Annotated in this window: 19 protein-coding genes; 16 read left to right on the forward strand and 3 right to left on the reverse strand. The window is 37.4% G+C overall.

All coding sequences use genetic code 11. The annotated features are described in order from the left end of the window. Positions 1–28 precede the first annotated feature (28 nt). From OC533_RS09865 to OC533_RS14905, 3 genes are all read left to right on the forward strand, one after another. Positions 29–1,117 (forward strand): ABC transporter permease, encoded by a 1,089-nt coding sequence (locus OC533_RS09865; RefSeq protein WP_194324089.1) that lies wholly within the window; start codon positions 29–31, stop codon positions 1,115–1,117. Next, complete coding sequence (locus OC533_RS09870) at positions 1,117–1,788, forward strand: ABC transporter ATP-binding protein (RefSeq protein ID WP_194324087.1); 672 nt, start codon at positions 1,117–1,119, stop codon at positions 1,786–1,788. Before OC533_RS09865 ends, OC533_RS09870 begins: the two co-directional genes overlap by 1 nt. 350 nt (positions 1,789–2,138) lie before the next feature. Beyond that, entirely contained in the window at positions 2,139–4,892 is a 2,754-nt protein-coding gene (locus tag OC533_RS14905; protein WP_194324085.1) for an InlB B-repeat-containing protein, read from the forward strand. Positions 4,893–5,128: 236 nt separating this feature from the next. Here OC533_RS14905 and OC533_RS09895 read toward each other — a convergent pair whose 3' ends face one another. Beyond that, positions 5,129–5,413 carry a putative quinol monooxygenase gene (locus OC533_RS09895; protein WP_010991351.1) on the reverse strand — a complete coding sequence of 95 codons (285 nt, stop codon included), beginning with the start codon at positions 5,411–5,413 and terminating at the stop codon, positions 5,129–5,131. Positions 5,414–5,425: 12 nt separating this feature from the next. Then, positions 5,426–6,301, reverse strand: coding sequence for an alpha/beta hydrolase (locus tag OC533_RS09900; protein WP_185561659.1), 876 nt, complete (start codon positions 6,299–6,301; stop codon positions 5,426–5,428). Positions 6,302–6,415: 114 nt separating this feature from the next. On the opposite strand from OC533_RS09900, the gene OC533_RS09905 reads away from it, so the two are divergent. From OC533_RS09905 to OC533_RS09960, 12 genes are all read left to right on the forward strand, one after another. Further along, a complete protein-coding gene (locus OC533_RS09905; RefSeq protein WP_185513243.1) occupies positions 6,416–7,243 on the forward strand; it encodes a Cof-type HAD-IIB family hydrolase in 828 nt (275 codons plus the stop codon). Between the two features lie 130 nt (positions 7,244–7,373). After that, positions 7,374–8,285: a cation diffusion facilitator family transporter gene (locus OC533_RS09910; RefSeq protein ID WP_185322948.1), complete on the forward strand. Its 912-nt coding sequence runs from the start codon at positions 7,374–7,376 to the stop codon at positions 8,283–8,285. Between the two features lie 48 nt (positions 8,286–8,333). Further along, positions 8,334–8,606, forward strand: a complete 273-nt coding sequence (locus tag OC533_RS09915; RefSeq protein ID WP_070752405.1) for a hypothetical protein — start codon at positions 8,334–8,336, stop codon at positions 8,604–8,606. 96 nt (positions 8,607–8,702) lie between these two features. Further along, entirely contained in the window at positions 8,703–9,701 is a 999-nt protein-coding gene (locus tag OC533_RS09920; protein WP_112120026.1) for a zinc-binding alcohol dehydrogenase family protein, read from the forward strand. A 2-nt stretch (positions 9,702–9,703) separates the two neighbouring features. Then, positions 9,704–10,228: a dihydrofolate reductase family protein gene (locus OC533_RS09925; protein ID WP_003768405.1), complete on the forward strand. Its 525-nt coding sequence runs from the start codon at positions 9,704–9,706 to the stop codon at positions 10,226–10,228. Next, positions 10,229–10,861 (forward strand): nicotinamidase, encoded by a 633-nt coding sequence (locus tag OC533_RS09930; RefSeq protein WP_003764055.1) that lies wholly within the window; start codon positions 10,229–10,231, stop codon positions 10,859–10,861. It begins immediately after the preceding gene. A 23-nt stretch (positions 10,862–10,884) separates the two neighbouring features. Further along, entirely contained in the window at positions 10,885–11,499 is a 615-nt protein-coding gene (locus tag OC533_RS09935) for an SdpI family protein (RefSeq protein ID WP_003764052.1), read from the forward strand. Positions 11,500–11,634: 135 nt separating this feature from the next. Next, positions 11,635–13,305 carry a peptide ABC transporter substrate-binding protein gene (locus OC533_RS09940; RefSeq protein ID WP_262265251.1) on the forward strand — a complete coding sequence of 557 codons (1,671 nt, stop codon included), beginning with the start codon at positions 11,635–11,637 and terminating at the stop codon, positions 13,303–13,305. Positions 13,306–13,450: 145 nt separating this feature from the next. Continuing rightward, the gene (locus tag OC533_RS09945; protein ID WP_003764048.1) at positions 13,451–13,774 is read left to right on the forward strand and encodes a YxeA family protein; all 324 of its coding nucleotides are present in this window, start codon (positions 13,451–13,453) and stop codon (positions 13,772–13,774) included. A gap of 23 nt (positions 13,775–13,797) precedes the next feature. Further along, a complete protein-coding gene (locus OC533_RS09950; RefSeq protein WP_003764046.1) occupies positions 13,798–14,001 on the forward strand; it encodes a hypothetical protein in 204 nt (67 codons plus the stop codon). Positions 14,002–14,318: 317 nt separating this feature from the next. Next, positions 14,319–15,155: a lipoyl-[GcvH]:protein N-lipoyltransferase gene (gene lipL / locus OC533_RS09955; RefSeq protein WP_033533660.1), complete on the forward strand. Its 837-nt coding sequence runs from the start codon at positions 14,319–14,321 to the stop codon at positions 15,153–15,155. Positions 15,156–15,178: 23 nt separating this feature from the next. Next, a complete protein-coding gene (locus tag OC533_RS09960; RefSeq protein WP_070752411.1) occupies positions 15,179–16,501 on the forward strand; it encodes an HD domain-containing protein in 1,323 nt (440 codons plus the stop codon). Between the two features lie 38 nt (positions 16,502–16,539). Here the strand turns inward: OC533_RS09960 and OC533_RS09965 are convergent, their stop codons facing one another. Beyond that, positions 16,540–16,725 (reverse strand): 2-hydroxymuconate tautomerase, encoded by a 186-nt coding sequence (locus OC533_RS09965; protein WP_010991343.1) that lies wholly within the window; start codon positions 16,723–16,725, stop codon positions 16,540–16,542. Between the two features lie 73 nt (positions 16,726–16,798). Here OC533_RS09965 and OC533_RS09970 point away from each other — a divergent pair, with 73 nt between their 5' ends. Beyond that, on the forward strand, positions 16,799–17,452 hold the full coding sequence (locus tag OC533_RS09970; RefSeq protein ID WP_003764039.1) for a site-2 protease family protein: 654 nt from the start codon (positions 16,799–16,801) through the stop codon (positions 17,450–17,452). The last annotated feature ends 6 nt before the right edge of the window (positions 17,453–17,458 follow it).

A 17,458-nucleotide genomic window follows, 5' to 3' on the forward strand; every position in this document is an offset into this window, starting at 1 on the left:
TATATGATCTTAGAAGGAGTTGAACGGAATGTTTTTGGCATTAAGAGAATTAAAACACTCAAAACTACGCTATATTTTAATCGGATTAATTATGGTATTAATTGCTTGGCTCGTTTTGTTTGTTACAGGACTAGCGAATGGACTTGCAAATGATAATGGAGCAGCGATTTCATCAAATAAAGCAACTTATTATGTACTGCAAAAAGACTCAGATAATCGCTTAACGAGGTCCAATTTAACCGCGTCCGAAACAGAAAGCGTAGCAAAGCAACTTAAAAAATCTGAAAGCACCAACTTAGGTGTGCAAATGGGTACAATCACACCACCCAACAAAGACAAGAAAACAGACATCACTTTTTTCGGTATAGATAAAACAGGCTTTATGAAACCGACCATCTCAGAAGGAACAGAGCCAGAGAAAACAAAAGAAGTAGTAGCTGATATTTCTTTAAAAGAGTCTGGTTATAAATTAGACAGCAAACTCAAAGACAGTGCAACAGGAGAAACGTTCACTATTACTGCCTTTACGAAAAATAACACATTTAGCCATTCCCCGGTTATTTTCGTTGATTGGGATGCTTGGAAATTAGTTCACCAAACAAATCAAGCCGCAGAAGGAGAATATAACGCTGTAGCACTAAATGTCTCTCGGGATACTGCTAAAAATCTATCAATCGGCTCGATGGAATTGTCCTCAAGTAAAGAAGTACTCCAAGGCATTCCAGGTTATTCAGAAGAACAAGGATCGCTACTGATGATGATTGCCTTTTTATTCGTTATCGCTGCATTTGTTCTAGCTGCTTTCTTTTATGTCATTACGATTCAAAAAATCAATCAATTTGGTATTTTAAAAGCAGTTGGCGCACGAACAGCCTATTTAGGTCGGAGCATCGTTACCCAAGTTGTTTTCTTATCAGTCGTCAGCTTATTGATTGGAAATGGCCTAACATTTGGACTGGCGGCAATTTTACCAGCTAGCATGCCGTTCACACTTAGTCCAATACTTGCAATCGGTTGTTCCGCATTATTCCTAGTTGTAGCAGTCATCGGATCAATGTTATCACTCTACCGTGTAGCCAAAGTGGACGCGTTAGAAGCAATTGGGAGGGCAAACTAATGACTTTAATGATGAAAAATATTTCTAAAAATTATCAAGATGGCGAGCAAGTCATCGAAGTATTGAAAAATGTTTCTTTAGAAGTAGCGCAAGGAGAATTTGTTGCAATCGTCGGCCCATCTGGTGCGGGGAAAAGTACCTTTTTATCAATCGCGGGAGCTTTATTATCACCAACAGAAGGCAAAATTGCCATTGGTGGAACGACATTAAATAACATGTCTGGAAAAGCATTAACGAAGGTGCGACTCGACAAAGTTGGCTTTATTTTCCAAGGTGCCAACTTAATTCCTTACCTAAATGTTCGTGACCAACTACTCGTCATTGCGGAATTGTCCGGTGAAAAAGGTAGCGCTGCGAAAGAAAGAGCGGATAAATTGCTTCAAGAATTAGGCTTAACCGCTCGTCAAAACAATTATCCAGAAAGCTTATCCGGCGGTGAAAAACAACGTGTTGCTATTGCTAGAGCGCTGATGAACGACCCCGATATTATTTTAGCAGACGAACCAACAGCTAGTTTAGATGCAAACCGCGGGCACAAGGTAGTTCAAATGATTGCAGATGAAGTAAAACGGAAAAATAAAGCTGCCATCATGGTTACACATGACGAACGAGTATTAGATTTAGTCGATCGTGTAATTCGAATTGAAGATGGCTATTTAAAAGCAGAATAAAAATTTGGTCCTCTTGTGGGGGCCAAATTTTTTTAGTTATTTATTGAAATCCTAGCTTAGAAACAGGCCATGAAATGTAAGAGTACTAGAAAAAAGTCTTGAAATAGTACACGAAAATAACGGATTTTAAGCTATTTACTTAAAAATAGCTTATTTCGTCACTGAACCGTCACAAAAAACATAACAATAAGTCTGTTTTTAGTATTCTTTAACGACCTTACTCAAGATATAATCTTAAAGTGAATAAATAATTGGACGCCTTTAACGAAAATGCAGGTGCTTTTTAATTATGAACAATGAAATAAAATTAATTATAAATCTAATTTTGCAACCTAGATGAGGAGGATCATATGAAAAGAAAAATATGTTTACTAATTGCAGTAGGAGTAATCCTTTTACAATTAAGCGCAGACCCATTTGCTATATGGGCTTCAGAAAATAATGGAAACAACGTAAATGCGGCAGAAACAGAGACGACAAAATACAAATTGATATTATCAACCCCTACACGTGATCATTTAATGGGAGAATATGAAGCAGGTGAAGTAATTAAATCTGCCCCAGCAAATCCAGTTCTTGAAGGGTATAAATTTTGGGGATGGTTTGAAGAACCAAATGGTTACGGAATAAGATGGTATTTTCAGGACAATAAAATGCCGGATCATGATGTAACTCTATACGCAAACTTTACAATAGAGTCCTACAAAGCTACATTAATCAATGAAGAAAAAACAGCTACGCAAACAGTTGTTTATCAAAAGAAAATTAATGAACCTACAAAACCAGTAAAAGATGGTTATACATTTATTGGGTGGTATGATGCAGAAACAGGCGGAAAAAAATGGGATTTTGCTAACGATTTAATGCCGGGGAAAAACATCACACTATATGCTCAATTTGCTTCTAAAACATATCCTATGACCTTTGATAACGGCGGGGTAACAACGACAGAAACAGTGGACTATGATGGTCTTGCAGAAGAACCAACAACGCCAACGAAAGCTGGTTACACATTTGATGGTTGGTATGATGCGGAAACAGGCGGTAAAAAGTGGGATTTTGCTCAAGATAAGATGCCTGCAAATCCAGTAACTTTATATGCCCGTTTTACAATGAATAATTACACTGCGACTTTTAATAACGATGGAACAACGACAACGCAAACAGTCGATTATCAAGAAGCGCTTACAGAACCAACTGAACCGACAAAAGATGGTTATACGTTTGAAGGTTGGTACGACGCACAAACTGGCGGAAACAAATGGAATTTCGCGACGAACAAAATGCCGGGGAACAACATCACACTATATGCTCGTTATAGCGCTAAATCTTATACAACAACATTTGACAAAGAAGGAACAACAACGACACAAACAGCTAATTATGATAGTCTTCTGACAGAACCGACAGCCCCAACAAAAACCGGTTACACATTTGATGGTTGGTATGATGCGGAGACGGGCGGAAACAAATGGAATTTTGCAACCGACAAAATGCCTGCCAAGAACATCACACTGTACGCTCGTTTCACAGTCAAATCATATACAGCGACATTTGATAAAGACGGAACGACAACGACACAAACAGCTAATTATGATAGTCTTCTGACAGAACCGACAACGCCAACAAAAGAGGGTTACACATTTGATGGTTGGTATGATGCGGAGACAGGCGGAAACAAATGGAATTTTGCAACCAAAAAAATGCCTGCCAAGAACGTCACACTGTACGCTCGTTTTACAGTCAAATCATATACAGCAACATTTGACAAAGACGGAACGACAACGACACAAACAGTCAATTATGATAGCCTGATTCAAGCACCGACAGAGCCAACAAAAGCCGGTTATATATTTACTGGTTGGTATGATGCCGAAACAGGTGGAAACAAATGGGATTTCGCTGCGAAAAAAATGCCAGCGAAAAACGTCACATTATATGCCCGTTTTAGTGCAAATGCTTATACAGCAACATTTGATAAAGACGGAACAACAACGACACAAGCTGTTGATTACGATAGTCTAATTACAGAACCAACAGCCCCAACAAAAGACGGCTACACATTTGATGGTTGGTATGATGCCGAAACAGGTGGAAACAAATGGGATTTCGCAGCGAAAAAAATGCCAGCGAAAAACATCACATTATATGCCCGTTTTAGTACAAATGCTTATACAGCAACATTTGATAAAGACGGAACAACAACGACACAAGCCGTTGATTACGACAGTCTGATTACGGAACCAACAGCACCGACTAAAGACGGCTACACATTTGATGGTTGGTATGATGCCGAAACAGGCGGAAACAAATGGAATTTCGCAGCGAAAAAAATGCCAGCGAAAAACGTTACATTATATGCCCGTTTTAGCACAAATGCTTATACAGCAACATTTGATAAAGACGGAACAACAACGACACAAGCTGTTGATTACGACAGTCTGCTTACAGAACCGACTGCACCAACAAAAGAAGGCCACACATTTGATGGTTGGTATGATGCGGAAACAGGCGGCAGTAAATGGGACTTTGCAGCAAATAAAATGCCAGCAAAAGACGTTACGCTATATGCTCGCTTTACCGTTAAATCATATACCGCCACTCTTAATGGTGAAGAAGTAACAACACAAACAGTTGACTACCAAGGATTACTACAAGAACCGCTAGCACCGACAAAAGCTGGTTATACATTCGATGGTTGGTATGATGCAGAAACAGGCGGTAATAAATGGGATTTTGCTACAAACAAAATGCCTGCTAATGATTTAGCCTTATATGCGCACTTTACCCAAATTCCAGTAGTTCCGGTAGACCCGGTAAATCCGATAAACCCAGTAAACCCAGTAAAACCAGTAAAACCAGTAAACCCGATTCAACCAGCAGATCCAGCACATCAAGACGATCTGATGGATGACATTTTACCGGCAACTGAGAATACAAACATTACTGCTACGATAAAACCAGCTAATGACCCTGTTAAGAAAACAAAACAAAGTAAAGAATTACCAAAAACAGGCGACCAAGAAAATATCCTTTATCTATTAATAGGATTATTACTAATCGCTGGGACGTTTGGCCTTTTCAAAAAAATGTCTCATAAATAAAAATTGAAAGCCGCGTATGAAGCACGATGTTCATATGCGGCTTTTTTTCTCTTTTACTAGTTAAATTAGTCTCTGTAGGGAATTATCGGAAAAACTAGTTTGATTTAACAAAAACTTTGCAGCACCAACTGTTTTCGTGCGCCTGGAAAGATTGTAATTCTTGTAAAAATACTTCGTTTACAAAAAAAGATGGCCTCTATGAAAATAGAGGCCATCTTTTTTAATAAAATCATTTTTTAAATTTTAGTGAGTACATCCACTTCGGTCGGGAATGCTAAAAATGCAGGAATTTCCCGTTTAAATCGTTTATAATGCTCTGTTGAATTATGGAATTGAATAGCAGCTTCATCTGCCCATTTTTCTAAGAGATAGAAGGTAGATGCGTTTTTCACAGAACGAACTAATTCATAGCCATGGTTTCCGGCTTCTGAGAGCGAATTTTGGATGACTAGCTCCACTTCTTTTAAAAATGATTCTATAAAGTCTGGTTTCACTTGGATTTTCGCTTCTATGTGTATCAACTGCTATACCTCCTATTTGTAATCTAATTGGATAACTGTTTCATCTGTTTTGAATTTTTCTAAAAACCAATATGTTTTCTCGATGCTTTTAGGTGTTTCGTGTAATGTTTGGTGAACCGCGTCTTCTCCAACTTGAATATCTTCTATATAAGCTTTGGCACTTCCTGGTATAAAGAGCCTGGTTGCGAGTGAACTAATCGTTGGGACAATCCCGTCTGTTGGGTTGTCTTCGCTTAATTCACCTGCAATTGCAAGTACTTCTAAATCAGGACTTACCTCTGTCTGATTTTTAATAAAATAATCCATTTGAGGAGTACTATTTGGCAACTTTTTAAATGATAGATCCATTCCGTTATCGTTTGGGTCTAAGTCATTAAATGGTGAACCAATTGCTACTAACTTACGCAAACTTGGCACGGTTTTATCTCCCGCGTAATCTTCCGCGTAATAAGTTAGTGCTAAACCTCCATTGGAATGCCCTACACCGTCCATTTGTGTAAAGCCGTATCGTGATTTTAAATCTTCCATCGCGATTTTTAACCATTTGGACCAATCGTCGGGGGTTGCTTGATTTTGCTCGAAGCCGAATTTTATAATTGGGCGTTTGGCATCTTTTGTAAGCTTACCTTCGAACTTGATTTTTCCTTCTGAATTAACAGACATAGTCAATGCTTCATTAGAACTTCTATATTCGTTCATTAGTTGGTCTGCCATTTTATCAAGAGAACTTGTATTACCACCGCTCCCATGAATTAAAATAATTGGTATTTGATCTTTCAAATCTACTTTAGGAGGCTCGTAATTATCTGCCTCATCGCTATTTTGGCATGCAGCAAGAATTAGCGTACCAAAAAGCAAAATCATGATTGTAATAAAATATTTCTTCACTAAGTATCTTCCTCCATTCCAAATTATTATACCAAAAATCAACGTGACAATCATGTGAAACTCGTCTATAATCGAAATACATACTAACGGAATTATAGAAAGGTGCGAAAACTATTGACAAATATAGCGATTGATACAGTTATTACAGACATGGACGGAACATTACTCGTAAAAAAAGGAGATCAAATTCATCCCCTAAATAAAGAAGTTTTAATAAATTGGCAAGCAGACGGGAAAAAACTTTTCCTTGCGACAGGTCGACTAGACTTAGCTATTTTGCCATTTATCCATGAACTCAATATTAAAACACCTGTTATTTCTTGTAATGGTGGATTAGTACGTGATTTTACGACTGGAGAAATTTTATATAAAAGTAATATTGAGTTAGACCTAGTGCATACTATATTAGAAACGCTTGAACCATTAGGTGTTAACTACCATATTTATACAACAGAACGAATTCTCGGACCAACAAATACTGGCAAAATCGCTTTTTTCAATGAGCTAAATAAAACTTTACCAGAAAATGAGCAAGTTCCAATTACTTTAACAACAGATCCTTTCAGCGTGCTCCGCGAAGGTGAGTTCCCGCTAAAAGTTCTCGTAATTGAGTCTGACTTAGAAAAACGAGCAGAAATCAAAGCAGCTCTGCAAGGTTTACCGCTATCTGTCCTAGCTTCTGCGTCTAATTTAATTGATATTATGAATGAAGGTATTGATAAAGCAAAAGGCCTTACATACCTAGCAGATAATGGTTACATTAATTTAAATTCAACTATCGCTTTTGGTGATAATGAAAATGATGTTGGCATGATTGAACTAGCAGAGATTGGCGTAGCTATGGAAAACGGTATTCCGCTTGCTTTAGAAAAAGCTGATAAAATTGCAAAACATCATGATATTGGTGGATTAGGCTTATTTATGCAAGAAGAAATTTTATAAAATATGTGTGAAACTTCCACTTAAATCAAGAGTGGAAGTTTTTTCTTTGAAGAAAGCTTGCGTTAAAAATGTATATATGCTAACATATGCATATAAAGAAATTAGGTCTTTACAGAGGGGAAGTAATCATATGGCACATAATCACGATCATGCACATGGTCACAACCATAACCATACGCATAATGCCAACAAAAAATCATTATTTATTAGTTTTATCCTAATCGCTACTTTTATGATAGTTGAAGTTATTGGTGGAATTATGACCAATAGTTTGGCACTACTTTCTGATGCTGGACATATGCTTTCTGATGCTGTGGCATTAGGTTTAAGTTTGGCTGCATTTAAGTTCGGTGAAAAAGCAGCAAGTTCTGATAAAACCTATGGCTATAAACGCTTTGAAATTTTAGCAGCATTTCTGAATGGATTGACGCTCGTTGGGATTTCTGTTTTTATTTTCTATGAAGCAATTGGACGTTTCTTTGATCCACCACAAGTAATTGGAGCAGGAATGATGACTATTTCTGTCATTGGATTGCTTATTAATATTTTAGTTGCTTGGATTTTAATGAAAGGTGATACGAGCGAAAACTTGAACATGCGTAGTGCTTTCTTGCATGTGCTAGGTGACTTGCTTGGATCTGTTGGTGCTATCACTGCTGCACTACTCATTATTTTCTTCGGCTGGAATATCGCTGACCCAATCGCTAGTGTTATCGTTGCAGCGCTAATTTTAGTTAGTGGCTGGCGCGTGTTAAAAGACGCTATCCATATTTTGATGGAAGGGAAACCTGCGAACGTTGATACAGAAGAAATCAAAACTTTCTTCCAAGAACAAGATGGCGTGACTGAAGTGCATGATTTACATGTATGGGCGATTACTTCTGATTTTAACGCTCTTACAGCTCATTTAACCGTAGCTGAAGACGCAGACCGAGATAAAATTTTAAGTGATATTGAGCATTATTTACAAGAAAACTTCTCGCTAGAACATAGTACGATTCAATTAGAAGGAAGCCATGCTCACCATCATCACTGCAATTAATACAACTTCATGATATGATTACTATATCAATTAGAGGAGTTGGTTTAGATGGAAGAACAAGTTGATTTAGGTCATTTTTTGAAAAAAACTTTTATCGCTGTAGTTGCCGTAACCTTAGTATTTATCGGGGTTCTAGCAATGTTCACAATCATCGGTGTTATTATCGCTATCCCACTACTAAAAAAAGCTGGCAAAATGCTTCTTACTAAAAAAGAAGATAGCGACCATACTCATTCACACGGCGGCAAAATAAAAATAAAATGCCCAGCTTGTAATGCAAAAATGAAATTCAAAGATAGCGAAATACTCGACGAAAAATAACTTTTAAAGCCTTCTCTATAAAATTGAGGAGGCTTTTTTATGTAAATGTGCATTATTTTAAGAAATTCGGGAAAAGGAAACGAGAGGTGTTGTCAAATGAAAGTGGTAGGATTAACAAAGGCATCAACTGATTTCGTGGATATGGAAATTAAACAACCAGTGCCAGAAAATCATGATTTATTAGTAAAAATTAAGGCGATTTCCATCAATCCAGTAGACACTAAACAACGCGAAGCAACCAAACTAACCGGAGATGAAGTAAGGATTTTAGGTTGGGATGCAGTTGGTGAAGTAGTGGAGATTGGTTCAGAAGTGACTTTATTTAAAACAGGACAAGAAGTGTATTTCGCAGGTGATGTTACAAGGCCTGGCGCATATGCTGAATTCACGTTAATTGATGAACGGCTAGTCGGTTTAAAACCCAAACATTTAAGTTTAGAAGAAGCCGCTGCGATGCCACTGACAACTATTACTGCATGGGAAGCTCTTTTTGACCGTTTGGGAATTGTTGAAGCCGATAAAGGAAAATCCATTTTAATTATTAATGGAGCTGGTGGAGTGGGTTCGATTGCGACTCAACTAGCTGCCAACATTGGGCTTAATGTCATTGCTACAGCATCACGTGAAGAAACAATAGAATGGACGAAGAAACACGGTGCAAATCACATCATTAATCACCGAGAAAATTTAACAAAACAATTGAAAGAACTTGGTTTTGAACAAGGTGTCGACTTTATTTTGTGTTTGCATAATACAAATGCTCACTGGGATGACATGCAAGAAGCAATTCGACCACAAGGAAAAATTTGTTCGATTGTGGAACTTGCTGAACCAGTGAAGATGTCTCTTTTAAAAGACAAGAGTGCTACTTTCAGCTATGAATTTATGTTTACTCGTTCGAAATACAATACAGAAGATAAAATCAAACAGCATGAAATTCTTACAGAAGCGGCGCGCATGCTAGATAAAGGAGACTTAACATCAACATTAAATAAAGTCTTATCTCCTGTAAATGCAAAAACGATAGAAGAAGCTCACAAAATTATCTCATCCGGAAAAATGATTGGAAAATTAGTAGTGAAAGGATTTGAGTGATTATGAGTGAAAAACAAGTTGCGCTATATATCGCAGTGAGTTTGGACGGCTACATTGCGGATGAAAACGGCAGCGTAGAATGGCTAGAATCTGTTGATAGTGAAGGTGATGCAGGTTATGAGGCCTTCTTTGATAACGTGGATACAGTCGTAATGGGACGAACTACGTATCAACAAATTTTCTCGCTTACAGATACTTTTCCATATAGTAAAAAAGATGTCTATGTTTTTTCTAACACAAAAGCAGGGACAAAAGACGAATACGCTGATTTTGTCGCTGGCACAGTAGATACGTGGCTAAACAACATCGATGGTGAAAAAGTCTGGCTTGTCGGCGGCGCGCAGTTAGTGAAACAATTTTTAAAAGAAAAGGCGATTGATCGGTTTGTTATTACGATTGCGCCTATCATTTTAGGAAAAGGAATTCCGTTATTTGAAGAAGACCAAGAACATGCGTTAGAACTTGAAGAAGTGACTCGTTTCGGACAGTTTGCACAACTTACTTATAAAAATTTGGAGGAAAAGTAAATGAAAATTGCGGCTTTTGATATTGATGCACAAAAAGGCTTTACACCACTTTGTCCGGATGAATTACCAGTTTCGGGCGGTGACAAAATTGTGCCTGAACTTAATTTTATGGCAAGTCTTGCTTCTCTGCGAATTGGTAGTAAAGACGCGCATCCGCATAATGCCGTATGGGTAGTTGATTCCAAAGACGAAATGCTGGCTGAACTCGAATATCCAAATGCGGACCGGACTTGGGTTAGACACTGCGAGCCCGGTACGAAAGGTTTTGAATTATTAGACGGATTGCCAGTTGTGACGGATTATGATTACTTTATTTGGAAAGGGATGGAGCCAGATATTCATCCGTACGGCGCTTGTTATCACGATATTGTCGAACAGCTTTCAACAGGTGTACTAGAATATTTAAGAGAACAACAGGTGGATTTAGTTCTTGTTGGAGGTTTAGCATTTGATTTTTGTGTGAAAACTACGGTTATACAGTTAAGTAGGGCAGGCTTTTCTGTATTAGTTTATTTACCAGCGACACGTGCATTATCTGAACAAGGTTTTGATGAAACAAAAGAGCAATTAGCGAATACCGAGAAAGTTCAACTTATCGAAACAAGGGAGGAACTTGTCGCCTACTGCCAGTAATTATATTGGAAGAGGTGAGGGGAATGAGGAAAGTTGGTTTATTTCCTAGTATGATAATTCTTTTCACAGTAGGAATTTCTGCTGTGTTATATCCGCTACTACCTTCTGAAGTGGCGGTGCATTTCGGTACGGACTTCTCCCCAGATATGTTTATGCAAAAGTGGCTCGGCTTAATACTGATTCCCTTTTTAATGATTATGTTTACAGGAACGGAATACTACGGGAAAGAAAAAGTGAATCAAGAGAGTTTATTAGAATTTGAATACTGTTTTAGACTGTTACTCGTGTTACTTACGATTATTCAAATGAGTATAATTGTATATGCGCTAGGTTATGATATTCCAACTGGCAGACTATCGCTAGTGACAGCAGGAGCATTTATGTTTGTTGTCGCAGCTTACATTCAATATTCTAAAAAACTCTTTAAATTTTTAACGATGATTGGTTTTAAAAAGATTGATGCATGGTCAAGAAATCTACTTAGAAAAATTACAACTGTTACACTTAATATAGCTGGTACAATCTGTTTTATCCTAGCTTTGTTTATGCGAAATGATCCCAGCTACTTAATGTTAGCAATGTTAATGACGATGTGTGTTATTGTTGTTGGCTCTGGAGTTTATCTTAATAAGAAATAAAAATATAACAGTTTTTATTTACAATTGATACAGTTTCGGTTTATAATGGTGGCGGAAGTTCTGCGCGAATTTGGCAGGAAATCCGTCATTTTTTTGCGTAATCAAAAAGCGCTTACAAAAAGAGGAGGAGAAATTTTGCATAAAACAGCCAGAAAAATGGTAGTGGCACTCAGTTTGTTATGTTTACTAGTACTTACAGCATGTCAGTCTGGCGATAAAGGGGAAAGTGAAAAAGTAACATCAGAAAAGAAAGCAAAAGTTGTTAACATCATGGAAACGAGTGGAATTCCAAATGCAAGTCCAACACTCGCAGACAATAGCGTAAGTTTTCGAGTAATCAATCAGATTTTTGAAGGATTATATCGATTAGATAAAAATGGGAAACCTGCGCTAGCACTAGCTGCCAGTGAACCAGAAGAAAAAGATGGCGGGAAAACACTTATTTTCAAAATTCGCGATGATGCGAAGTGGTCTAACGGCGACCTAGTGACGGCCCATGATTTTGAGTATGCTTGGAAAAAAGTAGTTGATCCAAAAACAGCAGCCGCATACGGACCGCAAATGGAAGAAATCGTCAAAAACGCAACCCAAATTTTAAAAGGTGAAATGTCCCCGGATGAACTTGGGATTAAAGCGCTAGACGACAAAACACTTCAAATCGAATTAGAAAATCCTGTACCAATTTTCAAAGAGCTCTTAACGACTGGCACGTTCTTCCCACAAAACCAAGCATTCGTGGAAAAACAAGGTGACCGTTACGGAACAAAAAGCGACACTTTAATTTCAAATGGTCCTTACAAACTAGAAAATTGGAATGGCACAAATATGACTTGGGACTACGTTAAAAACCCAACTTATTGGGATAAAAAGAATGTTCCTACAGAGAAAATCCATGTAACTGTCGTCAAAGATACCAATGCGGCCTTAAATTTATACAACACAAATAAATTAGACCGAGTAGAGCTTGACGGCGAATTTGTTAAACAATATAAAGATGATAAAAATTTCCATAAAGAAGCAACTGGACGCTCTGTCTATATGAAGATGAATCAAGGTAAAGATGGCGTGAAAACGGATTTAGCCAACTTGAATTTACGTCGAGCTCTAGCAATGGCTATTGATAAAACAGGCATGGTCAACACACTTCTTGCTAATGGTTCTAAAGCTTTAAATGGCGACGTTCCTGCTGATATTATGTTTGATCCAGAAACAAAAGAAGATTTCCGTAAACAAAATGGTGATTTACTCAAATTTGATCAACAAGAAGCAATAAGCGCTTGGAAACAAGGCTTAAAAGAAATTGGGAAATCAGAATTAACACTGACTTTAACAAGTGGTGATACGTCCTTACAACGCAAACAAACAGAATTTATCCAAAATCAATTGGAAGAAAACCTTCCTGGACTAACTATCAAACTAAAAAATGTTACGAACCAAGCTAGTTTCCAAGCGGACGTTACGCAAGACTTTGAACTACTACTTGGGGGCTGGGGAGGCGATTATCAAGACCCACTAACATATCTCAACCTATTCCTTACAAACAGCCCAGGAAACCATACAGGCTTCTCAGACGCGAAATACGATGAACTAGTCCTTGGCGCGAAAGGTAAACTCTCAGCAGACCCGGAAAAAAGATGGCAAGCCCTACTGGAAGCTGAACAAATCTTGCTGAAAGATAACGCCGTCCTCATTCCGCTATATCAAGGCGGCCGAGCATACTTGCAAAAAAGCAATCTTAAAAACTATACAACCTATCCAATTGGATCAGAAAACTACAAATGGATTGAAAAAATTAATTTAAAATGAGTCTAGTTAACTTTACTAGACTCATTTTTTTGTACCCGAATGAAAATAAGACTTAGGATGTACCAATTTTCAGCCTAGAGCCGTTCGTTCCTTTTTTGAATCTCCCCTATAATAAACCTATCAACAAAAAAGGACGGTAAAAACAATGAAAAAGGGACTTTTCGGTTTACTGGCTGCAATTTTTGTATTAACAATGGTTGTAATTGAATTTTCGGCACCAGTTGGATCAGCAGCAAATACATATTACGTTACAATCAAAAACGATGGAAAAGAAGTTACCAAGTCAAAGTTCAAAGGGTATTCTTTCCGCGAATCGTGTCTAGATAATCAAGGAAACAGTCACAAAGTTAACTTCATGTCAACCACTCAACTTAAAAAGAACAAACAGTATAAAATCGTCGTTCAAGACAACGAACTACTCGTTCAAGCCAAGGAAATAAACAGTGTTCCACTTGCAAGTAGTAAATAAAAATTAGAAATGAGGAATTGAAAATGAATAGTTTTTGGAAAATATTTTTTACAGTTATTTTAGGATTTATTGCACTTAATATCGTACTTGATATTGTTGGAATTACACTTCACTTCTTATTCCCAGTCCTTGTATTAGGTGGAATTGGATATTTACTTTATCGCATGTGGGGAAATTCCCCGAAACATACAAGTCAACGCGACAATAAAGACCGTTACGACTGGTAATCTTTTGCTAAATAAGCTCCCTAGGCTTTTAGATAGACAGAACCTAATTTCTTTTACAGAAGTTAGGTTTTTTTGTATGGTAAGTTTGTTATAATAAGGTAGAGGAAATGAGGCGATGAAAATGAAAAAAGATATAATTACCAAATCTATTGTTATATCAATCATTACAGCCCTAGTTTTCAACATCAGACGTAAAAAAGTAAAATAACTACCCAAAAATCAAAAATAACGATTAAATGGCTATTTTAAGCCGTTTGTAACTAAAGTCGGAACGGATATGCTATAATAACAAAAAGAAATTCTTGGAGGACATAGAGATGGACATTGAAAATACACTACTAAAGCAAGAAGCATGGCGTTTCATTGATAACACGACAATCAATCCAGCTTTTGATGCTATTCAATCTTTTGCGACTGACGATACGTTATGTCGTTCAGTTGGAGCAAGAATGGTGCCGCCCACTGTTCGAGGCTGGGTTCATGAAAAAACAGTTTCCCTTGGAATACAAGATTCCAAGTTACCGGATATAGATAAAGGAATTGCTTTTTTGCAAGAACAAGGTTATCGAGTCGTTGTTCGAAATTCCGGTGGTTTAGCGGTTGTTCTTGATTCAGGAGTGCTTAACTTGTCAATGGTACTTCCAGATGCCGAACGTGGAATTGCGATTGAACGAGGTTACGAAACCATGTTTACCCTAATTAAAGATATGTTTGTAGATTGTAATGAAGTAATTGAAGCGAAAGAAATCGTGAATTCTTATTGTCCTGGAAGTTATGATCTTAGCATTCAAGGGCAGAAATTTGCTGGTATTTCACAGCGCAGAATGGCTAAAGGCGTCGCTGTTCAAATTTATTTAGCTGTGGAAGGCGATCAAGCTGCGCGCTCGGAACTAATTCGTGATTTCTATACAATCAGCGGAAAAGATAAGCAAATCAAATACAGTTTTCCAGACGTAAAGCCAGAAGTTATGGGTACATTGTCAGACTTAATGAAAGAGAATATGACTGTTAATGGATGTTTAGTACGATTATTTAATAGTTTGCGTCATTATGCAGGAAAACTTGAATCAGGCACTCTGACTTCAGAAGAACTCGATTTATTTCCAGCCTACTATGAACGTTTAATTGCCCGAAATGATAAAGTGCTTTCTTAAATTACATAAAAGGAGAGGGTAGCGTGAGTTATTTAACGGAAAAATTAATTGAAGAAAAAGTGTTCAAAGATCCTGTTCATGGTTACGTACATGTTTCTGATAAGTTAATTTGGGATTTAATTGCAACAAAAGAATTTCAGCGGTTGCGACGAATACACCAATTAGGCACGACTTCGCTTACATTCCACGGAGCCGAACATAGTCGTTTCAATCATTCTTTAGGTGTGTATGAGATTGTTCGTCAAATTATTGATGTGACTTTTGCAAAAGAACCACAATTAGATTCTGAAGAACGAATGGTTGCTTTATGTGCCGCGCTTTTACACGATTTAGGTCATGGTCCGTTTTCTCATGCATTTGAGAAGGTTTTTGGCACGGATCATGAGGAGTATACACAAGCGATTATTATTGGCAATACAGAAGTTAGCGAAGTGCTTTCACGAGTTAGCGATGATTTTCCGCTCAAGGTGGCCTCGATTATTAAGAAAAACTATCCTAATCAAACGCTAGTTAAGTTGATTTCAAGCCAAATTGACGCTGACCGAATGGACTACTTACTACGGGATGCGTATTATACAGGGGTTAGTTATGGGAAGTTTGATTTAGAACGGATTTTACGAGTACTTCGACCTAGCCCTGATGGTAATGGAGTTATTGTGAAGTACTCCGGAATGCATGCTGTGGAAGATTATATTATGAGTCGTTACCAAATGTATCAGCAAGTGTATTTTCATCCAGTGAGCCGTAGTGGGGAAGTATTGTTATGGAAAATCCTCGAACGAGCGAAGAAGTTGTATTGCGCGGGTTATGATTTTAAAGTTCCTCCAATACAAGTTTTACCGTTTTTTGTAAATGAAGTGAGTTTGAAAGACTATATTGTGCTTGATGATATTGTTTTAATGTACTATTTCTCAATTTGGCAAGAGGAAACGGATCCGATTTTGAGCGATTTATGCAGCCGCTTTTTAAATAGAAGATTGCTCAGGTATCTTAATTATAATCCGAAAGAAGATGCCGAACTATACGCTGAATTAAAAGGATTGTTAGAAAAAGCTGATATCGATCCCTCGTACTATTTAGTAGTTGATTCCTCTAGTGACCTGCCGTATGATTATTATCTTCCAGGCGTTGGTGGTGGAAAAGAACCTATAAAACTGCTCATGGGAAATGGCGAACTGCGTGAACTGTCGACTGAATCACCAGTTGTTGAGGCAATCGGGCGGGAACGTCGAACAGACATCAAGCTATATTATCCGCTTGACTTCATTGAAAGTGGACGAGTGGAGCCAGAGATAGCCGAAAGAATGATTTCATTAATCCATGCACATTCATTAAAAGAAAAATAAAAGAAGCAAGGCGATTAAAACCTTGCTTCCAGTAATGCTTAAATATCAGATTTTCTTACGCCGCCAACACCGTAATCAGTTTTTTTCATTTCTTCTAAAATTACGTGAATATTTTCTTTTGGCGCCTTTAGGTTTTTAGAAACTACGTCAGTTACTTCGCTGACTAAAGCTTTCTTTTGGTCATCACTACGACCTTCTAAGAATTGAATGGTAACAAATGGCATTTTCTCACCTCGATAAAAGTTTTTTTCATTATAGCACATAAAAATTACTCTATAAAAGATAAAGGAGGCGCTTATGCCTAGTTTTCTCGCTTATCCACTTGAAATGATACCTTATGTTGTAGTTACACTTTTAATTGCCTTTACGATTCACGAATGGGCGCATGCGTTAGTAGCTCTAGCGTTTGGTGATGATACCGCAAAAAATCAAGGTCGTTTATCCCTAAATCCACTTGTACATATTGATTTGTTTGGCTTATTAATGATTTTAATTGCTGGATTCGGTTGGGCGAAACCAACCCCAGTCAATCGTTTTAAATTAAAGAAAAGACGTCTTGGTAGTATTCTTGTCACTCTTGCTGGTCCAGTAAGTAACCTTCTACTAGCAATGATTGGTGTTGGTTTGTACGCTCTTTTTCTGAACTATGCATTTTTCACTTACGGTTCAGTGACGGAAACGTTTTTAATGATTTTTGTGCAATTAAATCTTGTTTTATTTGTATTTAATTTAATTCCAATTCCACCGTTAGATGGTTACCAAATATTAGTAGAATTCTTACCGATGTCAGCTAGAGCTAAACTTGAGCCAGTGGAACGCTATGCAATGCTTATTTTCTTAGTTATAGCTTTAACACCAATTTCCAATTTTACTATTCAACCAATTTTCGACACTGTTATTCCGTTTGTTTTTGATATAATATTGATGATTTTCGGACTATCAGCATTTTAACCTGTT

Source organism: Listeria sp. Marseille-Q6474, from assembly GCF_946902005.1.
GTDB classification, from domain to species: Bacteria; Bacillota; Bacilli; order Lactobacillales; family Listeriaceae; genus Listeria; species Listeria innocua.